This is a genomic window from Paenibacillus aquistagni, assembly GCF_900177815.1.
Lineage (GTDB): Bacteria > Bacillota > Bacilli > Paenibacillales > Paenibacillaceae > Paenibacillus_B > Paenibacillus_B aquistagni.
Genome location: NZ_FXAZ01000006.1, coordinates 1 through 16,446 on the forward strand (window position 1 = coordinate 1; position 16,446 = coordinate 16,446).

The following is a 16,446-nucleotide window of genomic DNA, read 5'->3' on the forward strand; positions in this document are numbered from 1 at the left end:
AAAATCAGGTTTGGTGACGATGGCGAAAGGGTTCCACGCGTACCCATCCCGAACACGACCGTTAAGCCTTTCAGCGCCGATGGTACTTGGACCGCAGGGTCCTGGGAGAGTAGGACGTTGCCAAGCCCAACCCCCAACGGGGGATTTTTTTTGCCCAACGAAGTGACTTCAAGGCCCGTTGGTCAAGGGGTTAAGACACCTCCCTTTCACGGAGGTAACAGGGGTTCGAATCCCCTACGGGTCACCATGAATAACGCGGGGTGGAGCAGTTCGGTAGCTCGTCGGGCTCATAACCCGAAGGTCGTAGGTTCAAATCCTGCCCCCGCAATTAGTTTCAAACTCATAGATGGAGCCGTGGTGTAGAGGCCTAACATGCCTGCCTGTCACGCAGGAGATCGCGGGTTCGAATCCCGTCGGCTCCGCCATTTTAATGACATCTATGTGTGATGTAGTATTTACGTTTGATTCTAATCATTACATTAGTGATTAGTTAATATGGCGGCCGTGGCGAAGTGGTTAACGCATCGGATTGTGGCTCCGACATTCGTGGGTTCGATTCCCATCGGTCGCCCCATTTATACCTTAAATACATATTGGGGATTAGCCAAGCGGTAAGGCAACGGACTTTGACTCCGTCATGCATAGGTTCGAATCCTATATCCCCAGCCATCTCATAAGAGCCATTAGCTCAGTTGGTAGAGCACCTGACTTTTAATCAGGGTGTCGAAGGTTCGAGTCCTTCATGGCTCACCAGTATACTCTTGGAGTAGCTTGTAACAATGTGCGCGTGTGGCGGAATTGGCAGACGCACTAGACTTAGGATCTAGCGTCTTACGACGTGGGGGTTCAAGTCCCTCCACGCGCACCAACCATGCGCCCTTAGCTCAGCTGGATAGAGCGTTTGACTACGAATCAAAAGGCCAGGAGTTCGAATCTCTTAGGGCGCGCCAGTTACCATTTAGTTAGATTACGTACCGGTTATACTTAACAAACAGAGATGCTCGCAGGGATTCATAACATTCTGCGAGCTTTTTTATATGCTCCAAAGTTGGTTTATGGTTTAAACCCATGACATGTTATGGATGAACATCTATTATTGGGCGGCGTGCTGATGAACAGTGAATGTTAGTTAGAATGTAGTTGAGGAAGAAGCAAGCATCCACCTATTAATGAATAAGCAAGATAAATTGAAACGACAGTAGGGTCCTAGGAGAGTAGGACGTTGCTAAACGGGAAATGCCCACTGACCATAATCAGTGGGTTTTCTTTTAATATGCATTTACATTAAAGCAACTTCATGAACAAAAGATAATCAGCGCGATCACTTTCATTTTACCCTAATCATCAAGCTCAACTTCGAGAATGTTTCCTTCTGCATCCTGCTCCCATTCGATCTCTAGACCGACCTGATAATCTTTGTCTGTATCGTCAGATCGTTTTACATTTGCAGGGATCGTGATTTGCTTCTCTAGACCTTGCTTGAGCTGTACGGTTAGAACATGGCCATTAACGGATGTAATGAGCCCTTCATATTCACGTTTATCTACTTGTACCTTCCCCTGTGGGTTAGTAATGACGATATGTTCACTGCCATCCTTCATCAATTCGACCTTTTTGTGATAACCCTCTCCAATAGAGCCATCGAATAAGATACGCTCTACCTCCATAGAGGTTTGCTCTTGCTCATGAGCGGCTTCATCCCCTTGGGAGGCAGGAGGCTCTTGCTTAGACGCTGCTCCTTCTGTTTGGGCAGGTTCCGTTTCTTGATCTACTGTTTGTTCAGTTTGTGAGGTGTCCTGTGGATTCAACGGATTTGTTCCTGAAGCTGCTGTACCCGTCTCATCGCTGGCTGAGCTGCAGCCACTCACCAATATAGCAGATAAGAAAAGGGATAAAGCCCCGTATTTCCATGTTTGTGTCAATATATAAATCCTCCTGGGCTGTTTTCTATACAATAGTATGTACCCGAGTGAAGCAGAGCATTAAACAGAGCGGAAATATATACTATTCGATGTAGGCGGGGATCGATTTGATAAAAACTCGAAAACATATATCTTGACATCAAGATAAAAACCCGATACACTGTGACTAAGCAGAAGCAGAAGCAGAAGCAGAAGCAGAAGCAGAAGCAGAAGCAGAAGCAGAAGCAGAAGCAGAAGCAGAAGCAGAAGCAGAAGCAGAAGCAGAAGCAGAAGCAGAAGCAGAAGCAGAAGCCTGGTTCTTCCAATGAATGAGTCTTACTGAGCGAGGTGCGTTTGCTCAGGGAAGTCGGGACTTAAAGCACGCAAATAGATATAAAGTGCAAGCTCGAAGATATGTCTCATCAGGGGTTGTTTCACAACTGATGGATGAAGGGGATGTAAACAATATGACCTTAATGCTTCGAAGGCATAATATCTCTAATTAGAGAAAATGCTACAGGTTATAATTGTGAGTAAAAAGGAGGGATTGCGTTGAGCATTCGCATCATTAAGGCAGATGATCAAGCTCAAGGAGCATTTGATGGCGGCAAGATTACCGAGCAGAAGCCCATTGGCTTTCCTCATGAAGGTGGAGCGATTCACAGGCTCAGTACCTTGTTCTATTGGGCATGGGCCAAGTCCGATGTAGGAGGATATATTCCACCTCATCCCCATCATTCCTTTGAAATTCTGACCTATGTGTTGAATGGATATACGCATCATGGCGATTCATTAGGAACAGACAGCGTTGTAGGTGCAGGTGGTGCTCAATTGATCCAAGCGGGCAGTGGAATACATCATAGCGAGCGGCTTGAGGGGCCTCATGCTGAGCTCCTGCAGATCTGGTTTGAACCGAATCGAGGAGAATCAATAAAGAGAAGTCCAGTATATAAGCAAGCTGAGCATGATGCGTTTCCGAAGCATGAGCTTGGGCAAGGAATAAGCTTGAAAACGGTGCTTGGAGAAGGATCGCCGCTCTCCATCGAGGCGGATGCGGTAATGACGGATATCCTGCTTCCAGCTGGCGCATCCTATGTCCGTGATCTTCCTGCTGGCAGAAGCTTAGGTATTCTTATCCTTTCTGGACAGGGAACCTGGTCTGGTGAAGGGCAGGGTATACATGAGCTTTATCGACAAACGGACTTTGTGGTGATCGAAGCTGAAAAGGAATTTAACGGAAATGAGCAATGGACGGTGTCTTCTGATCAGGAAACCCGCATGATTATTATAGAAGTCCCGACCGAGGTAGATTATCCGCTGTATCCCGAAAAAGTAGAAGCTTGAATAAGAGTCGCAATTTTTTCAATTTTTTAATTATCCATTAACACGTGTTAACTATACATCAACCTATTTGATTAAAGGAGAGAGATTCACATGGAAAATGTTAAATTAGCTATTATTTACTACAGTTCAACAGGAACGAATTATCAATTGGCACAATGGGCAAAAGAAGGCGCTGAGAGAACTGGCGCTGAAGTCAGAGTCCTAAAAGTACCAGAGCTTGCTCCTCAAGCTGCTATCGACAGCAATCCGGCTTGGAAAGCGCATGTGGACGCCACACAGGATGTTCCGGAAGTGCAGCTAAGCGATCTTGAGTGGGCAGATGCGATCATCTTCAGTGTGCCTTCCCGCTTTGGGGTGATGCCGTCTCAGATGAAGCAGTTCTTGGATACTACAGGCGGCTTATGGTTCCAAGGCAAGCTTATGAACAAAGTCGTAAGCGCCATGTCCAGTGCGAGCAACCCGCATGGCGGTCAAGAAGCAACGATCTTGAGCTTGTACACGATGATGCACCATTGGGGCGCGATCATTGCAGCACCGGGCTATACTGATCCGGTTACCTTTGCATCAGGAGGCAATCCATATGGCACAAGCGTTACAGTTGGCCAAGATGGCAAGCTGCTTGAGGATGTGCAGGGCGGCGTGAAGCATCAAGCGAAGCGAACCGTCAATGTAGCAGGCTGGGTGAAAAAAGGCTTGGAAGGCTAAACCAATCAACGGTAAGAAGCTGTAAAAGCCGTTCTGTACAAGTAAGCAGCTCTAAAGCCAAGCTATGCCGTTATGCTTGTCTTCTGAAGAGGTGCTGAAGCAGATATGCATTACAGCACTCAAGTCGTTACATGCGGCTAATCATAAAAAGACAACATCTCTTTTGCTATTCATGATTGTACCATTGCAGCATACGAGACGATGCTCAGCAAATAGCTGGAGACAGAGCTGCGAGAGAAGCTTGGACCTGTGTGGTCCAGGCTTCTTTTTTACATTACCATTCAAGGGTGAGTTCCTTTATGGCTTTGTTTACATATAGATAGGGTAATAGTGGAGTAGGATAATAGTGAAGCAGAAGGTAAGATGCAGGGATTGCAAGGTTGCAACAATGTAAGGTAATTGTTCGTTAAATCAATAGGTCCATTCCTCCATCTCAAGTAAAGTAGTGGTATAGAAAGGAGGAAGAAGGATGGATACATCTTCTCCTAACAGACAACATCATACGGTAACAGCCTCCATGCTGGTACCGCTTCAGACAAAGGCTAAGAAAGCTTATCGCACATCGCCTGTGAGACATCTCGGGCAGGAGGATGCGCGTCAACATAATGAATCCAATGAGGACCTGCGTCAGCCAGCAGGACAGCATGCAGAGCATGAAGAGAACGAGAGCCCTCGTTCCTTCAGAACAATCTCATGGAAGCAAGCAGTCATCAGCCTGTTGTGCATCTTTATTCTAACACCGCTCATTGGGTATGCGGGGTTAACGGCTGCCGGCAGTATATGGATAGATCAGGCTAAGCTTGATGCCTTATATGCAAGTGTGAATAAGGATGGAGTGAGCCCAGATGGATTCCCTGTAATTCGAGTTGAGCATATGCCGACTTATGTAAGCGACAGCTTGCTCGCGATAGAGGATCATCGTTTTTATCTTCACCCTGGCTTCGATCCTATCGGGCTTGGCCGATCCGTGTGGGTGGATCTGCGAGAGGGGCATAAAGCACAGGGAGGGAGCACCCTCACCATGCAGCTTGCCAGAAATTTGTTTTTGACGCAAGAAAAGCTATTTTCTAGAAAGCTGAAGGAAATCGCGATTGCAGCTAATATGGAGTGGCGCTACAGCAAGCAGGATATTTTGAATATGTATTTGAATCGCGTTTATTTTGGCCATGGAAAATATGGTGTCGAGGCAGCAGCACAATTTTATTTTCATAAGACAACGGCATTGTACGGCGAGCAGCCAACGATTAATCTAGCAGAGTCGGCGATGCTGATGGGGCTCCTGAAGGCGCCAGAGCGTTATTCGCCCATTAAGCATCCGGAGAAAGCGAAGGCAAGACAAGAGGTAGTACTGCATCGGATGCATCAGCTTGGATGGATCTCGCAAGCAGAACTCAACGAGGCCCTCAAGACCCCGATTCTTGTAAGTTCTGGCTCGATGGGCGCTGCTTCCGCAGCAGCATGATGGCGCGAGATAAGTGTTTCATTTTCACAACAGACAGGGGCTGACGTTCAATATCGATCTTAAAATCATGTATAATAATCCTAAAGGAGGGTGTGTATGCAGACACTGACTCTAGCGGTTTTCATTTATGCATGTATTTTGAATATCGTTGGCTACATTCTCATGTCACTGGATAAGGATCTGGCCGTGAAGAGAAGACGTCGCATTCCGGAAAAGCGTTTGTTCGGCACGGCGTGGCTTGGCGGAGCGCTCGGTGTGCTGATCGGCATGTATCATAAGCATCATAAGACACAGCACACGACATTTACAGCAGGCATTCCCTTTATCCTCATTGTAAATATTGTCATATACGGTTTCATCCTTGTTCAATTCGGGTAATAAATGTTAGATCATTACGATACTTTAAAGCAACGAAGAACAACATTGAAGCTGAGTGAAAGTGGGATGATACTATGGAATTCAAACGTGTACTAGTCGCCTATGATGGATCTGAGCCTTCGAAGACTGCCCTTAAGCATGCTATAGATCTGGCAGAGAAGGACAGTGAAGTGAAAGTAAACGTCGTTCATATCTTCCAGCTGCCACAATATTTTATTGGGGATGTGTTTGCAACGGCATCGCCGCAAGTAAATGAAGAGATCTTTGAATACGCCGAGCAGCTTGCTGCACAAGCGAAGGAGACGGTGAGCTTCCTGGGAGACCGGGTGAGTGTTGATCTGATCCAAGGACCTGCAGGGCAAGCGATCTTGAACTATGCCGAGAAGCATCACAATGATCTTATTATTATCGGCAGCCGCGGTCTTAGCGGCTTGAAGGAATTTGTACTCGGCAGCGTCAGCCATCATGTGGTGCAGAATTCGAGAATCCCTGTGCTTGTTATGAAATCATAAGCTTATACATGCAAAATGAAGCCAGTCTGGCCTTCCTCCTAGGAGGATGTCGGGCTGGCTTTTTTATGGAGAGATGACGAATCATCAAGAACTGCGCGGAGTTTGAGTAATTTACGAACATTATAAACTTATTAACAACAAATGTTCGTGTATTTGGTTGACAGGTGAATTGCAGACTTGATAAACTGAAGATGAAGCAAAAGATAATCGAATGTTATTCGTTTTCGTATAATTCTGTGAATATGGACAGAAGTTTCTACCCGAAGACCGTAAATCTTTGGACTACGAGAATGATGCTTAAGGATGAGGAATGAGAGCGAGCATAGCAGGAACGCGCGCAATCCTTCTTAGCGTCATTTTCAACATACGTTACGGGCCAAGGGAACGGATTTCTTTGGTCTTTTTATTGTGAGTTAAGAGCTGAAGCGGCATTCAGGGAGTGAGACGGCAAGAGCAAGGGCATGGATTCACGAAAGAGGAGCTTGAACGTTCGTGATGTGCAGAGCCATATAAGATTGGGCTTTAACCAAGATGATAGATAGACAAAAGAACAGCAGCATCAGAACCAATGATTCATGGAGGGTGAGGGGTAGCAATGGTGAAGGAATCAGAAGCTAGACTAGAGATGCCGGTTGTGGGTGTAATTATGGGGAGCACATCCGATTGGGACACGATGAAAAAGGCATGCGAGATGCTAGAGGAGCTGGAGGTCCCGTATGAAGCGAAGGTCGTCTCCGCGCATCGTACGCCGGATGAGATGTTCCGTTATGCGGAAGCAGCTGTTGATCGCGGCATTCGCGTTATTATTGCTGGCGCAGGAGGGGCTGCTCATCTGCCAGGCATGGTCGCTGCGAAGACGGTGCTGCCGGTTATCGGGGTGCCGGTGAAGTCCTCGACGCTTAACGGACTGGATTCTTTATTGTCCATCGTGCAGATGCCGGCAGGAGTGCCGGTAGCCACAGTAGCAATTGGCCATGCAGGGGCCACCAATGCAGGCTTGCTTGCTGCGCAGATGCTTGGGATGACGGATGAGCGCTTGAGAGCCCGGCTTGCTGAACGACGTGAGCTCATAAGACAGCAGGTTGCAGACACAGGGGAGCTGCCAAGATGACGATGATGAAGACGACGAAGCCGACAGTCAATGAAGAAGCGGGACTTCAGCGGGATAATGTGAAACATAAAGATGCGGCTCCTTTGCTGCCAGGTTCGACAATTGGCGTGCTTGGGGGAGGTCAGCTTGGACGCATGCTGGCCTTGGATGGCCTGCGCATGGGCTATCGCATGGTCTCGCTTGATCCAGCGGCTGATGCGCCATGCAGCGAAGCAGCGAAGCCTATTCAGGCGGATTATGGTGACTTGGCTGCGGCGGAGAAGCTTGGCGAGCTGGCAGACGTGATTACGTATGAATTCGAAAATGTCGCGCTAGAGACGGTGAAGAAGCTGGAGCAAGAAGCGTATCTGCCCCAAGGCAGCGCGCTGCTTCAGCTGACCCAGCATCGGCTGAAGGAGAAGGAAGCGCTGACTAATGCGGGAGTCCCTGTCGCGCCTTATGCGGCGATAGATTCGGTCGAGCGTCTGGAAGCAGCGCTGGCTGCTTTCGGCGGACGAGGGGTATTGAAGATAGCCACCGGCGGCTATGATGGTAAGGGACAGCGGATGATCAAGCGAGTAGAGGATGCGAAGCAAGCTTACGAGGATCTGGCTGGCAGTAGCGCAGAGCTGGTGCTGGAGGCCTTTATTCCATTTGTAATGGAAATGTCCGTAATTGCAGCCCGCAATGCGCGCGGTGAGATTGCGACCTTCCCTGCTGCGGAGAATGAGCATGTCAACCATATTCTTCATCTATCGATTGTGCCTGCACGCGTACCTGCTGAAGTTCAGCAGGAGGCAGAGCGGCTGGCGCGTCGCATTGCAGCCTCGCTTCAGGTCGTTGGCTTGATCGCAGTTGAGATGTTCGTAACTGAGGATCATCAGATTATCGTCAATGAGCTGGCGCCAAGACCGCACAATTCGGGGCATTATACGATGGATGCGTGTGCAACCTCCCAGTTCGAGCAGCATCTGCGGGCGATCTGCAATCTGCCGCTTGGCGATACGACCCTTCGCACGCCTGTTGTGATGGCGAATCTGCTCGGTAAACACCATGAAGGCATGTTACAATGGATGGAGAAGAAGGACGAGTCGGCTGAGCAGTTAAGCGTCATACCGAAGCTGCACTGGTACGGGAAGTCCAAGGCACTGCCCGAGCGCAAGATGGGACATATCAATATTTTAGCTGATGATGTGGAAGCGGCGCTGCAATGGGTAGAGACTAATCATATTTGGAGGAATACACAATCATGATCGAGCGTTATTCGCGCCCTGAGATGCGGGCGATATGGACGGAAGAGAACAAATTCAAGGCATGGCTTGAGGTCGAGCTGTGTGCTTGTGAGGCATGGGCTGAGCTTGGAACGATTCCGAAGGAAGACGTTGCAGCGCTTCGCGAACATGCAAGCTTTGATATTGACCGCATTCTGGAGATTGAAGCGGAAACCCGTCATGACGTCATTGCCTTCACACGTGCGGTATCCGAGACGGTGGGTCCTGAGCGCAAATGGGTGCATTACGGCCTAACATCCACCGATGTTGTGGATACAGCGCTTGGCTATTTGCTGAAGCAGGCGAACGAGATTCTAGAGCAGGACATTCAGAACTTTATTGAGATACTGAAAAATAAAGCGCTTGAATACAAAGATACACCGATGATGGGACGTACGCATGGTGTTCATGCAGAGCCTACGACATTTGGCCTGAAAATGGCTTTGTGGTATGCCGAGATGAGCCGCAACCTGGAGCGCTTCCGCCATGCGGCTAAAGGCGTTGAGTTCGGCAAGATCTCAGGTGCTGTAGGAACGTATGCGAATATTGATCCATTTGTTGAAAAATTCGTGTGTGAGAAGCTAGGCACTTCTCCAGCACCTATCTCAACGCAAACGCTGCAGCGTGATCGCCACGCGGAATATATGGCGACGCTTGCTCTGATCGCAACTTCCCTTGATAAGTTCGCGACGGAAGTGCGCGCACTGCAGAAGAGTGAATTCCGCGAAGTCGAGGAGGCGTTTGCGAAGGGGCAAAAGGGTTCTTCTGCAATGCCGCATAAACGCAATCCGATCGGCAGTGAGAACATCTCCGGCCTTGCTCGCGTAATCCGCGGTCACATGGTGAGCGCATATGAGAACGTGACGCTCTGGCATGAGCGCGATATCTCGCACAGCTCCGTGGAGCGGGTCATCCTGCCGGATGCGACAATGCTTCTTAACTACATGCTGAACCGCTTTATGAACATCGTGAAGAACCTGACGGTCTTCCCTGAGAACATGAAGCGCAATATGGAGCGCACGTATGGCGTGCCATTCTCTGGCCGCGTCATGACGAAGCTGATCGACAAGGGCTGGGCTCGCGAGCAGGCTTACGATACCGTTCAGCCGCGTGCGATGCAGGCTTGGGAGGAGCAGCGCAGCTTCAAGAGCATCGTCCAAGAGACAGAAGCGATTACGAGCGTCTTGTCTCCTGAAGAAATTGAGGATGCGTTCAACCCATCCTGGCATCTGAAGAACGTGGATACGATCTTCCGCCAAGTCGGTCTTATCGACTAACAAGCAATAAACGGTCCAAGCAGAAGCAGCGTTGCTGGTTGCGCGGGCCGTTTTTTCACACTGAAATAGATTCCTCAGTTCCTGAAAATTTCTCAGTTCCTGAAAGGAAGCTGGGCGATCAATCTTGAATCGTTCCTTGAATCGTTTCTTTGATTGTTCTTTAACTTTAACTGAAGGACAGAAGATGCCGCTTATTAATCAAGTTCGAAACACGAGATGTCAAATCAAGTAGCATGGGAGAACATGGGGAGGTTGTGTAGCATGACAGCAACGAATGAACAGGCTGTAGGCATGGGGCAGGCTGATGGAACGGATGGGCAAGCTATCGCAAGTGCAGAGGCATTCGTTAAGGTGCCGCTAACGTATAAGGGCAAGGTTCGCGAGCTGTACGATCTTGGCGAGCAGTACTTGATTGTGGTGACAGATCGCATCTCTGCCTTTGACTACGTATTGGAACCCGCTGTGCCGGAGAAAGGCAATGTGCTGAATCAGCTCAGCAAGTTCTGGTTCGAGAAGACGCGCTCCATCTTGCCGAATCATATGATTCATTGCGAGGTGGAGCAGCTGCAAGAGGTGCTTGCAGACGCTGCGCCGCTTAAGAAGCGCACGATGCTCACGAAGAAGGCGGAACGCATTGATATTGAATGCGTTGTTCGCGGTTATATTACAGGCGGCGGCTGGCGCCAATATGAGAGCACGCAGGCTGTCAACGGCATTGCTCTGCCTGCAGGCCTGCGCAAGAATGAGCGTCTTCCCGAGCCGATCTTCACACCGGCCGCGAAGAACGATGTCGGCCATGATGAGGACATTCCGTTTGCCACGATGCAGGAGATGATCGGTGAAGAACTCGCGCTCAAGCTTCGCGCGAAGAGCCTTGAGCTGTACGAATTCGCACGCCTTTACTGCGAGGAACGCGGGATTATGTTGGCGGACTGCAAGTTCGAGTTCGGCTTGATCGATGGCGAGCTGATCTTGATTGATGAGATCTTTACGCCGGATTGCTCGCGCTTCTGGGCGAAGGAGAAGTATGAACTCGATGTGGAGATCGACAGCATGGACAAGGAGCCTGTTCGTTCGTATCTAGCACAATCAGACTGGGACAAGAACAGCAAGCCAACCCCTCTCCCTCAACATGTCGTGGAAGAGACAACAAAACGCTATGTAGACATTTTGAATCGACTAACAAAATAGTGCTGAAGCCGCTCCAGATGCTAAAGGGCGGCTTTTCTTTTCCATGTGGTGGAAGCAAGAGATCGATAATTTGTAAAGGTCTATTCCGACAAAGGCGAACTATATATTTTTTAAAAAGAATTAATGTTCGTGTTTTGCGGTTGACATTAGGATTTGAACACTGTTACACTAAAGCTAAGTTCATATATAACGTATAATGATAGCTCTCGTATAATTCGGGGAATATGGCCCGAAGTCTCTACCTAAAGACCGTAAATCTTTGGACTACGGGAGAAAGCGATGACGAGCGGCATGGCTTATAGATTCCACATTGCGGAAGTGATCATGTGCAAGTGCATTCCAATATGATCTTCATCAACCGTATGGTGTCTGTACATGCAGTGTGTTTATTGCCTTTCTTTTGAAGTGCGAGATTCGAAGGTCCAGGTAGCAGAGCTGCTTACAAGTGCTCTATTGGGCCTTTTTGTATTGAGGATTGCAGGTGGAAGACGCTATACCAACAACTCATCTCAACCATTGGGGAGGAACAAAACAGATGTTCAAAGCAAAGGTGTATGTCACAACAAAGGCTAATGTACTTGATCCACAAGGCGCGGCTGTGCAGCGTGCGCTTCATACGATGGGATATGGAGCTGTCGAGGATGTGCGCATTGGCAAGTACTTGGAGTTCGTGCTCGAAACGAATGATCGCGCTCAAGCCGAGGCGGATCTGAAGAAGATGTGCGAGCAGATTCTATCCAATCCTGTTGTTGAAGACTATCGTTACGAATTGGAGGACTAAGTCATGAAGGTAGCGGTACTTGTATTTCCAGGCTCGAACTGCGACTTTGATTGCGTCCATGCCGTTGAAGAAACGATGACCGATGGAGCAGTAGAACGTGTGTGGCATACGACTGAAGATCTGACAGGCTATGATCTCATCATTGTCCCTGGAGGCTTCTCCTATGGTGATTATCTTCGCAGCGGTGCGATTGCACGCTTTGCTCCGGTTATGAATGCCGTAGCGAAGGCTGCTGAAGCGGGTGTGTATGTCCTTGGAATCTGCAATGGATTCCAAATTCTCACGGAGGCAGGCTTGCTTCCAGGCGTGCTGCGCCGCAACACTGGCATGAAATTCCGCTGTCACAGCTCGATGCTGCGCGTCGCAAGGCCGGATACAGCGTTCACTTCCGAATATAAGCAAGACGAGTTGATCAATATTCCGATCGCACACGGTGAAGGCAACTATTACTGTGATGATGAGACGCTTGCGAAGCTGCAGGCGAATGGACAGATTGTATTTACGTATGATGACAATCCGAACGGTTCCTTGAACGACATTGCGGGAATCGTGAATGAAAAGGGCAATGTGCTTGGCATGATGCCGCATCCTGAGCGGGCCGTGAGCGACTTGCTTGGTTCATCCGACGGCGTGCGTATGTTTACATCGATTATGAAGGCTTGGAGGGAACGTCATGCAAACGTTAACTAAGAATACGCTCGATTCTCTTGAGCAGGGCAAGATCAACATGTCGAAGGAGCCGACTCCTGCGCAGATCGCAAGCGAACGTATTTATGCGACGATGGGCGTGTCCGATTCCGAATATGATCTCATCTGCACCATTCTAGGTCGCAAGCCGAATTATACGGAGATCGGCGTATTCAGCGTGATGTGGTCGGAGCACTGTGCGTATAAAAATTCCAAGCCGCTCTTGAAGCGATTCCCAACGACAGGCGAGCGTGTGCTGATGGGTCCAGGCGAAGGCGCAGGGATCGTCGATATCGGCGACGGCCAAGCGGTGTGCTTCAAGATTGAGAGCCACAACCATCCATCCGCAGTTGAGCCTTATCAAGGCGCAGCAACAGGGGTAGGCGGCATTATCCGTGACATCTTCTCTATGGGTGCGCGTCCGATCGCAACCTTGAATTCGCTTCGCTTCGGCAAGCTGACCGATGAGCGCGTGCGTTATTTGTTCGAGCATGTGGTATCCGGCATTGCAGGCTACGGCAACTGTATCGGGATTCCTACCGTAGGCGGCGAAGTGATGTTTGATTCCAGCTATGAGGGCAATCCGCTCGTTAACGCGATGTGTGTCGGCTTGATCGATCATGAGGACATTCAGCGCGGTGTTGCAAGCGGCGTTGGCAACCCGGTGTACTATGTGGGGCCGGCGACTGGCCGTGACGGCATTCATGGCGCTACATTTGCTTCTGAGGAATTGACAGAGGAATCGGAAGCGAAGCGCTCAGCTGTACAGGTCGGCGATCCGTTCATGGAGAAGCTGGTGATGGAAGCTTGCTTGGAATTGATTCAATCCGGCATCGTAATCGGAATTCAGGATATGGGCGCAGCGGGCTTGACTTGCTCCAGCGCAGAGATGGCGAGCAAGGCAGGGAACGGCTTGGAGCTTAATCTCAATGAGGTGCCGCAGCGCGAACAAGGCATGACCCCTTATGAGATGATGCTCTCCGAATCGCAAGAGCGCATGCTGTTCGTAATCGAAGAGCATAACGAGCCGATTGCGATGGAGATCTTCGAGCGTTGGGGTGTCATCTGCCGCAAGGTTGGCCGTGTAACCGACGATGGACGCCTTCGCCTCGTATATGGCAGCGAAGTTGTTGCTGACATGCCGGTTCGCGGATTGGTGGATGAGTGTCCTGTATATGAGAAGCCGTCTCAAGTACCGGCTTATTATACGAAGAACGAAGCGGTGGATACGAATCGCTACGAGGAAGTCACAGATGTGAATGATGCACTGCTGAAAGTGCTGGCTTCGCCTACAGTAGCAAGCAAAGAGTGGGTCTACCGCCAATATGACAGCATGGTTCGGGCGAGCACGTCCGTAGCGCCTGGCTCAGACGCAGCAGTCGTTCTCGTGCGCGGCACGCGCAAGGCGCTTGCGATGACGACAGACTGCAACGGCCGCTTCACTTACTTGGACCCTTACATGGGCGGACGCATCGCGGTTGCAGAAGCTGCGCGCAACGTGGTGTGCTCCGGTGCAGAGCCGCTTGCAATTACAGATAACCTGAACTTCGGCAATCCAGAGAAGCCGGAGAACTTCTGGCAGATGGAGCAATCCGTTGATGGCATGGCAGAGGCTTGCCGCCACTTTGATACGCCGGTTATTGGGGGCAATGTCAGCTTATATAATGAGAATGCCAAGGATGCGATCTACCCGACGCCGGTTGTCGGCATGGTCGGCTTGGTTCATGATACAGACCACATTACGACACAAGGCTTCAAACAAGCTGGAGATGTTGTGATCCTGCTTGGCGACACCAAGGCAGAGCTTGGAGGAAGCGAGTTCCAGCTCGTGATCCATGGCGTAACGGAAGGGCGTCCGCCTGTGCTGGAGCTGGATACTGAGCTTCGTTTGCAGAAGACGGTGCTGAAGCTCATTCAGGATGGACTTGTGAAGTCCGCGCATGACGTATCGGAGGGCGGTCTTGCTGTTGCAATCGCAGAATCGGCAATCAGCGGCGGCATTGGCGCTGAAGTTGAGGTAAGCGCAGAAGGCCTGCGCACAGATGTTGCGTTGTTCAGTGAATCCCAGTCCCGCATTGTGCTGTCTGTAAGTCCAGAAGCAGCAGATGCAGTCGTTGAAGCTTGTACTCAAAATGAAGTGCCTGTTCAGCGCATCGGTGTTGTTGGCGGTGACCGTATTTCGATTCAAGTGAACGGTCAGCAAGCGATCGATGTCGCACAGCATGAAGCGGAGCGGGTATGGAAGGATGCGATTCCATGTCTGATGCAATAACAAGGCTTAAGCAAGAGGCAGTCGAGGGCGCTCGAATCAATCAGCTGTCTGAAATAGATGCGAGCGGCAGCTATTATAACGAAGGGATCGGCAAGGACGGTCCCTTCGACCGCTTGCGTGAGGAATGCGGCGTATTTGGCGTCTTCGGCTATGGAGATGCCGCAGCCTTGACCTATTATGGGCTTCATACGCTGCAGCACCGCGGGGAGGAAAGCTGCGGGATCTGCGCATCCGACGGCAATGAATTCGCCTATCACCGCGGCATGGGGCTTGTGAAGGAAGTGTTTGACAAGGATCGCTTGATGAGCATGAAGGGTGAGCGTGCGATCGGTCATGTTCGCTATTCGACTTCTGGCGACAGCCGTCTAGCCAACGCGCAGCCGCTTGTCTTCAAGACAAGAGATGGAGAGCTGTCCGTGGCAACGAACGGCAATATCGTCAATGCGCCAGCCATTCGCAGAGAGCTGGAGAAGAAGGGTTCGATCTTCCAAACGACAAGTGATACGGAGGTTATTGCCCATCTGATCGCACGCTCTGATGCGGATCTGGTGACAGCAGCGAAGGAGGCGCTCCGCCAGCTTGTAGGCGGCTTTGCCTTCTTGATTATGACCAATGAGCGGCTGCTCGTGGCTTCCGACTCTCATGGGCTTCGGCCGATCAGCATGGGGCGCATCGGGGATGCGTACATCTTCTCCTCGGAAACGTGTGCGCTTGATGCGGTTGGAGCTGAATTCATCCGCGCGATCGAGCCGGGCGAGCTGCTCGTATTCGACGCGATGGGCTTCCGCTCCGAGCGATTCGCTTCGGTGGAGCGCCGTGCCTTGTGCGCCATGGAGTTCATCTACTTCGCGCGCCCGGACAGCCATATGCACGATGTGAACCTGCATACGGCTCGCAAGCGGATGGGCAAGGAGCTCGCGAAGGAGTCCTTCGTCGAGGCGGATATCGTCTCCGGCGTTCCGGATTCAAGCATCTCCGCTGCCATCGGCTATGCCGAGCAGGCGGGCATCCCCTATGAGATGGGGATGATCAAGAGCAAGTATTCCGGACGCACCTTCATCCAGCCAAGCCAGGAGCTGCGTGAGCAGGGCGTGAAGATGAAGCTCAGCGCAGTGCGCAGCGTCGTAGAGGGCAAGCGCGTGGTGCTCATTGACGATTCGATCGTCCGCGGCACAACGTCTCGCCGGATCGTGACGATGCTTCGAGAAGCAGGAGCGACCGAGGTGCATCTGCGCATCGCTTCGCCGCCATTCAAGTATCCTTGCTTCTATGGCATTGATACGCCGGATACGAGCGATCTGATCGCCTCTAATCATTCCGTTGAGGAGATCTGCAAGATCGTAGGAGCAGATTCGCTCGCCTTTTTGTCCAAGGAAGGAACGGTTCAGGCCATTGGCGGCAGCTTCACACAGGAGAAGAACAACGGGCTGTGCATGGCTTGCTTCGATAAGGATTACCCGACTGAGCATATTCCGCTCTCGAAGATTGCAAGCGAGACGGTATGCTAAACACGGATATAAGGATCTGGTAGGCTGCTTGGTCTCAGGCTGAGTAGCAGTAGCAGCAATATCAGTA

The 16,446-nt window shown here is 50.4% G+C and carries 15 protein-coding genes, 8 tRNA genes, 1 rRNA gene and 2 riboswitches; of the genes, 23 read left to right on the forward strand and 1 reads right to left on the reverse strand.

Going from position 1 to position 16,446, the window contains the following annotated elements:
- Positions 1-9: 9 nt before the first annotated feature.
- From rrf to B9Y93_RS18485, 9 genes are all read left to right on the forward strand, one after another.
- Positions 10-126: ribosomal RNA gene (gene rrf / locus B9Y93_RS18445) — 5S ribosomal RNA — on the forward strand.
- Positions 127-172: 46 nt separating this feature from the next.
- Positions 173-247 (forward strand) — tRNA-Glu (locus B9Y93_RS18450).
- A 7-nt stretch (positions 248-254) separates the two neighbouring features.
- A tRNA-Met gene (locus tag B9Y93_RS18455) sits at positions 255-328 on the forward strand.
- A 20-nt stretch (positions 329-348) separates the two neighbouring features.
- Positions 349-425, forward strand: a tRNA-Asp gene (locus B9Y93_RS18460).
- A gap of 73 nt (positions 426-498) precedes the next feature.
- Positions 499-574: transfer RNA gene (locus B9Y93_RS18465), tRNA-His, on the forward strand.
- A gap of 20 nt (positions 575-594) precedes the next feature.
- A tRNA-Gln gene (locus B9Y93_RS18470) sits at positions 595-669 on the forward strand.
- 8 nt (positions 670-677) lie between these two features.
- A tRNA-Lys gene (locus B9Y93_RS18475) sits at positions 678-753 on the forward strand.
- A 30-nt stretch (positions 754-783) separates the two neighbouring features.
- Positions 784-868, forward strand: a tRNA-Leu gene (locus tag B9Y93_RS18480).
- Positions 869-873: 5 nt separating this feature from the next.
- Positions 874-950 (forward strand) — tRNA-Arg (locus B9Y93_RS18485).
- Positions 951-1,337: 387 nt separating this feature from the next.
- Here B9Y93_RS18485 and B9Y93_RS18490 read toward each other — a convergent pair.
- On the reverse strand, positions 1,338-1,922 hold the full coding sequence (locus B9Y93_RS18490; RefSeq protein ID WP_085496892.1) for a hypothetical protein: 585 nt from the start codon (positions 1,920-1,922) through the stop codon (positions 1,338-1,340).
- A gap of 162 nt (positions 1,923-2,084) precedes the next feature.
- Here B9Y93_RS18490 and B9Y93_RS24660 point away from each other — a divergent pair, with 162 nt between their 5' ends.
- The 14 genes from B9Y93_RS24660 to purF all read left to right on the forward strand — a co-directional run bounded on the left by B9Y93_RS24660 (position 2,085) and on the right by purF (position 16,379).
- Positions 2,085-2,234, forward strand: coding sequence for a hypothetical protein (locus B9Y93_RS24660; protein WP_176228974.1), 150 nt, complete (start codon positions 2,085-2,087; stop codon positions 2,232-2,234).
- A gap of 219 nt (positions 2,235-2,453) precedes the next feature.
- The gene (locus tag B9Y93_RS18500) at positions 2,454-3,245 is read left to right on the forward strand and encodes a pirin family protein (RefSeq protein WP_085496893.1); all 792 of its coding nucleotides are present in this window, start codon (positions 2,454-2,456) and stop codon (positions 3,243-3,245) included.
- 90 nt (positions 3,246-3,335) lie between these two features.
- Positions 3,336-3,950, forward strand: a complete 615-nt coding sequence (gene wrbA / locus B9Y93_RS18505) for an NAD(P)H:quinone oxidoreductase (RefSeq protein ID WP_085496895.1) — start codon at positions 3,336-3,338, stop codon at positions 3,948-3,950.
- A 469-nt stretch (positions 3,951-4,419) separates the two neighbouring features.
- Positions 4,420-5,412, forward strand: coding sequence for a transglycosylase domain-containing protein (locus B9Y93_RS18510; RefSeq protein ID WP_085496897.1), 993 nt, complete (start codon positions 4,420-4,422; stop codon positions 5,410-5,412).
- Between the two features lie 96 nt (positions 5,413-5,508).
- Positions 5,509-5,790, forward strand: a complete 282-nt coding sequence (locus tag B9Y93_RS18515) for a DUF1294 domain-containing protein (protein ID WP_085496899.1) — start codon at positions 5,509-5,511, stop codon at positions 5,788-5,790.
- A gap of 74 nt (positions 5,791-5,864) precedes the next feature.
- A complete protein-coding gene (locus tag B9Y93_RS18520; protein ID WP_085496901.1) occupies positions 5,865-6,302 on the forward strand; it encodes a universal stress protein in 438 nt (145 codons plus the stop codon).
- 204 nt (positions 6,303-6,506) lie between these two features.
- Positions 6,507-6,607, forward strand: a riboswitch (purine riboswitch).
- A gap of 290 nt (positions 6,608-6,897) precedes the next feature.
- Complete coding sequence (gene purE, locus B9Y93_RS18525) at positions 6,898-7,413, forward strand: 5-(carboxyamino)imidazole ribonucleotide mutase (protein ID WP_244903474.1); 516 nt, start codon at positions 6,898-6,900, stop codon at positions 7,411-7,413.
- Between the two features lie 2 nt (positions 7,414-7,415).
- Positions 7,416-8,645 (forward strand): 5-(carboxyamino)imidazole ribonucleotide synthase, encoded by a 1,230-nt coding sequence (purK, locus tag B9Y93_RS18530; RefSeq protein ID WP_425320362.1) that lies wholly within the window; start codon positions 7,416-7,418, stop codon positions 8,643-8,645.
- Positions 8,642-9,940, forward strand: coding sequence for an adenylosuccinate lyase (purB, locus tag B9Y93_RS18535; RefSeq protein ID WP_085496906.1), 1,299 nt, complete (start codon positions 8,642-8,644; stop codon positions 9,938-9,940). The genes purK and purB overlap by 4 nt, the downstream gene beginning before the upstream one ends.
- 261 nt (positions 9,941-10,201) lie before the next feature.
- Positions 10,202-11,131 carry a phosphoribosylaminoimidazolesuccinocarboxamide synthase gene (locus tag B9Y93_RS18540; RefSeq protein ID WP_244903475.1) on the forward strand — a complete coding sequence of 310 codons (930 nt, stop codon included), beginning with the start codon at positions 10,202-10,204 and terminating at the stop codon, positions 11,129-11,131.
- Positions 11,132-11,317: 186 nt separating this feature from the next.
- Positions 11,318-11,418: riboswitch (purine riboswitch) on the forward strand.
- Positions 11,419-11,666: 248 nt separating this feature from the next.
- On the forward strand, positions 11,667-11,912 hold the full coding sequence (gene purS, locus B9Y93_RS18545; protein WP_085496909.1) for a phosphoribosylformylglycinamidine synthase subunit PurS: 246 nt from the start codon (positions 11,667-11,669) through the stop codon (positions 11,910-11,912).
- A gap of 3 nt (positions 11,913-11,915) precedes the next feature.
- Positions 11,916-12,602, forward strand: coding sequence for a phosphoribosylformylglycinamidine synthase subunit PurQ (gene purQ / locus B9Y93_RS18550; protein WP_085496910.1), 687 nt, complete (start codon positions 11,916-11,918; stop codon positions 12,600-12,602).
- Positions 12,586-14,871, forward strand: coding sequence for a phosphoribosylformylglycinamidine synthase subunit PurL (gene purL / locus B9Y93_RS18555; RefSeq protein WP_176228975.1), 2,286 nt, complete (start codon positions 12,586-12,588; stop codon positions 14,869-14,871). The genes purQ and purL overlap by 17 nt, the downstream gene beginning before the upstream one ends.
- A complete protein-coding gene (gene purF, locus B9Y93_RS18560; protein ID WP_085496912.1) occupies positions 14,856-16,379 on the forward strand; it encodes an amidophosphoribosyltransferase in 1,524 nt (507 codons plus the stop codon). The genes purL and purF overlap by 16 nt, the downstream gene beginning before the upstream one ends.
- Positions 16,380-16,446 lie beyond the last annotated feature (67 nt).

Bases quoted from the DNA above. Each gene is read 5' to 3' on its own strand.
- wrbA (WP_085496895.1), top strand. From the start codon at position 3,336: ATGGAAAATGTTAAATTAGCTATTATTTACTACAGTTCAACAGGAACG.
- B9Y93_RS18515 (WP_085496899.1), top strand. From the start codon at position 5,509: ATGCAGACACTGACTCTAGCGGTTTTCATTTATGCATGTATTTTGAAT.
- purS (WP_085496909.1), top strand. From the start codon at position 11,667: ATGTTCAAAGCAAAGGTGTATGTCACAACAAAGGCTAATGTACTTGAT.
- purE (WP_244903474.1), top strand. From the start codon at position 6,898: ATGGTGAAGGAATCAGAAGCTAGACTAGAGATGCCGGTTGTGGGTGTA.
- purK (WP_425320362.1), top strand. From the start codon at position 7,416: ATGATGAAGACGACGAAGCCGACAGTCAATGAAGAAGCGGGACTTCAG.
- B9Y93_RS18520 (WP_085496901.1), top strand. From the start codon at position 5,865: ATGGAATTCAAACGTGTACTAGTCGCCTATGATGGATCTGAGCCTTCG.
- purB (WP_085496906.1), top strand. From the start codon at position 8,642: ATGATCGAGCGTTATTCGCGCCCTGAGATGCGGGCGATATGGACGGAA.
- purQ (WP_085496910.1), top strand. From the start codon at position 11,916: ATGAAGGTAGCGGTACTTGTATTTCCAGGCTCGAACTGCGACTTTGAT.
- purF (WP_085496912.1), top strand. From the start codon at position 14,856: ATGTCTGATGCAATAACAAGGCTTAAGCAAGAGGCAGTCGAGGGCGCT.
- purL (WP_176228975.1), top strand. From the start codon at position 12,586: ATGCAAACGTTAACTAAGAATACGCTCGATTCTCTTGAGCAGGGCAAG.
- B9Y93_RS18540 (WP_244903475.1), top strand. From the start codon at position 10,202: ATGACAGCAACGAATGAACAGGCTGTAGGCATGGGGCAGGCTGATGGA.
- B9Y93_RS18510 (WP_085496897.1), top strand. From the start codon at position 4,420: ATGGATACATCTTCTCCTAACAGACAACATCATACGGTAACAGCCTCC.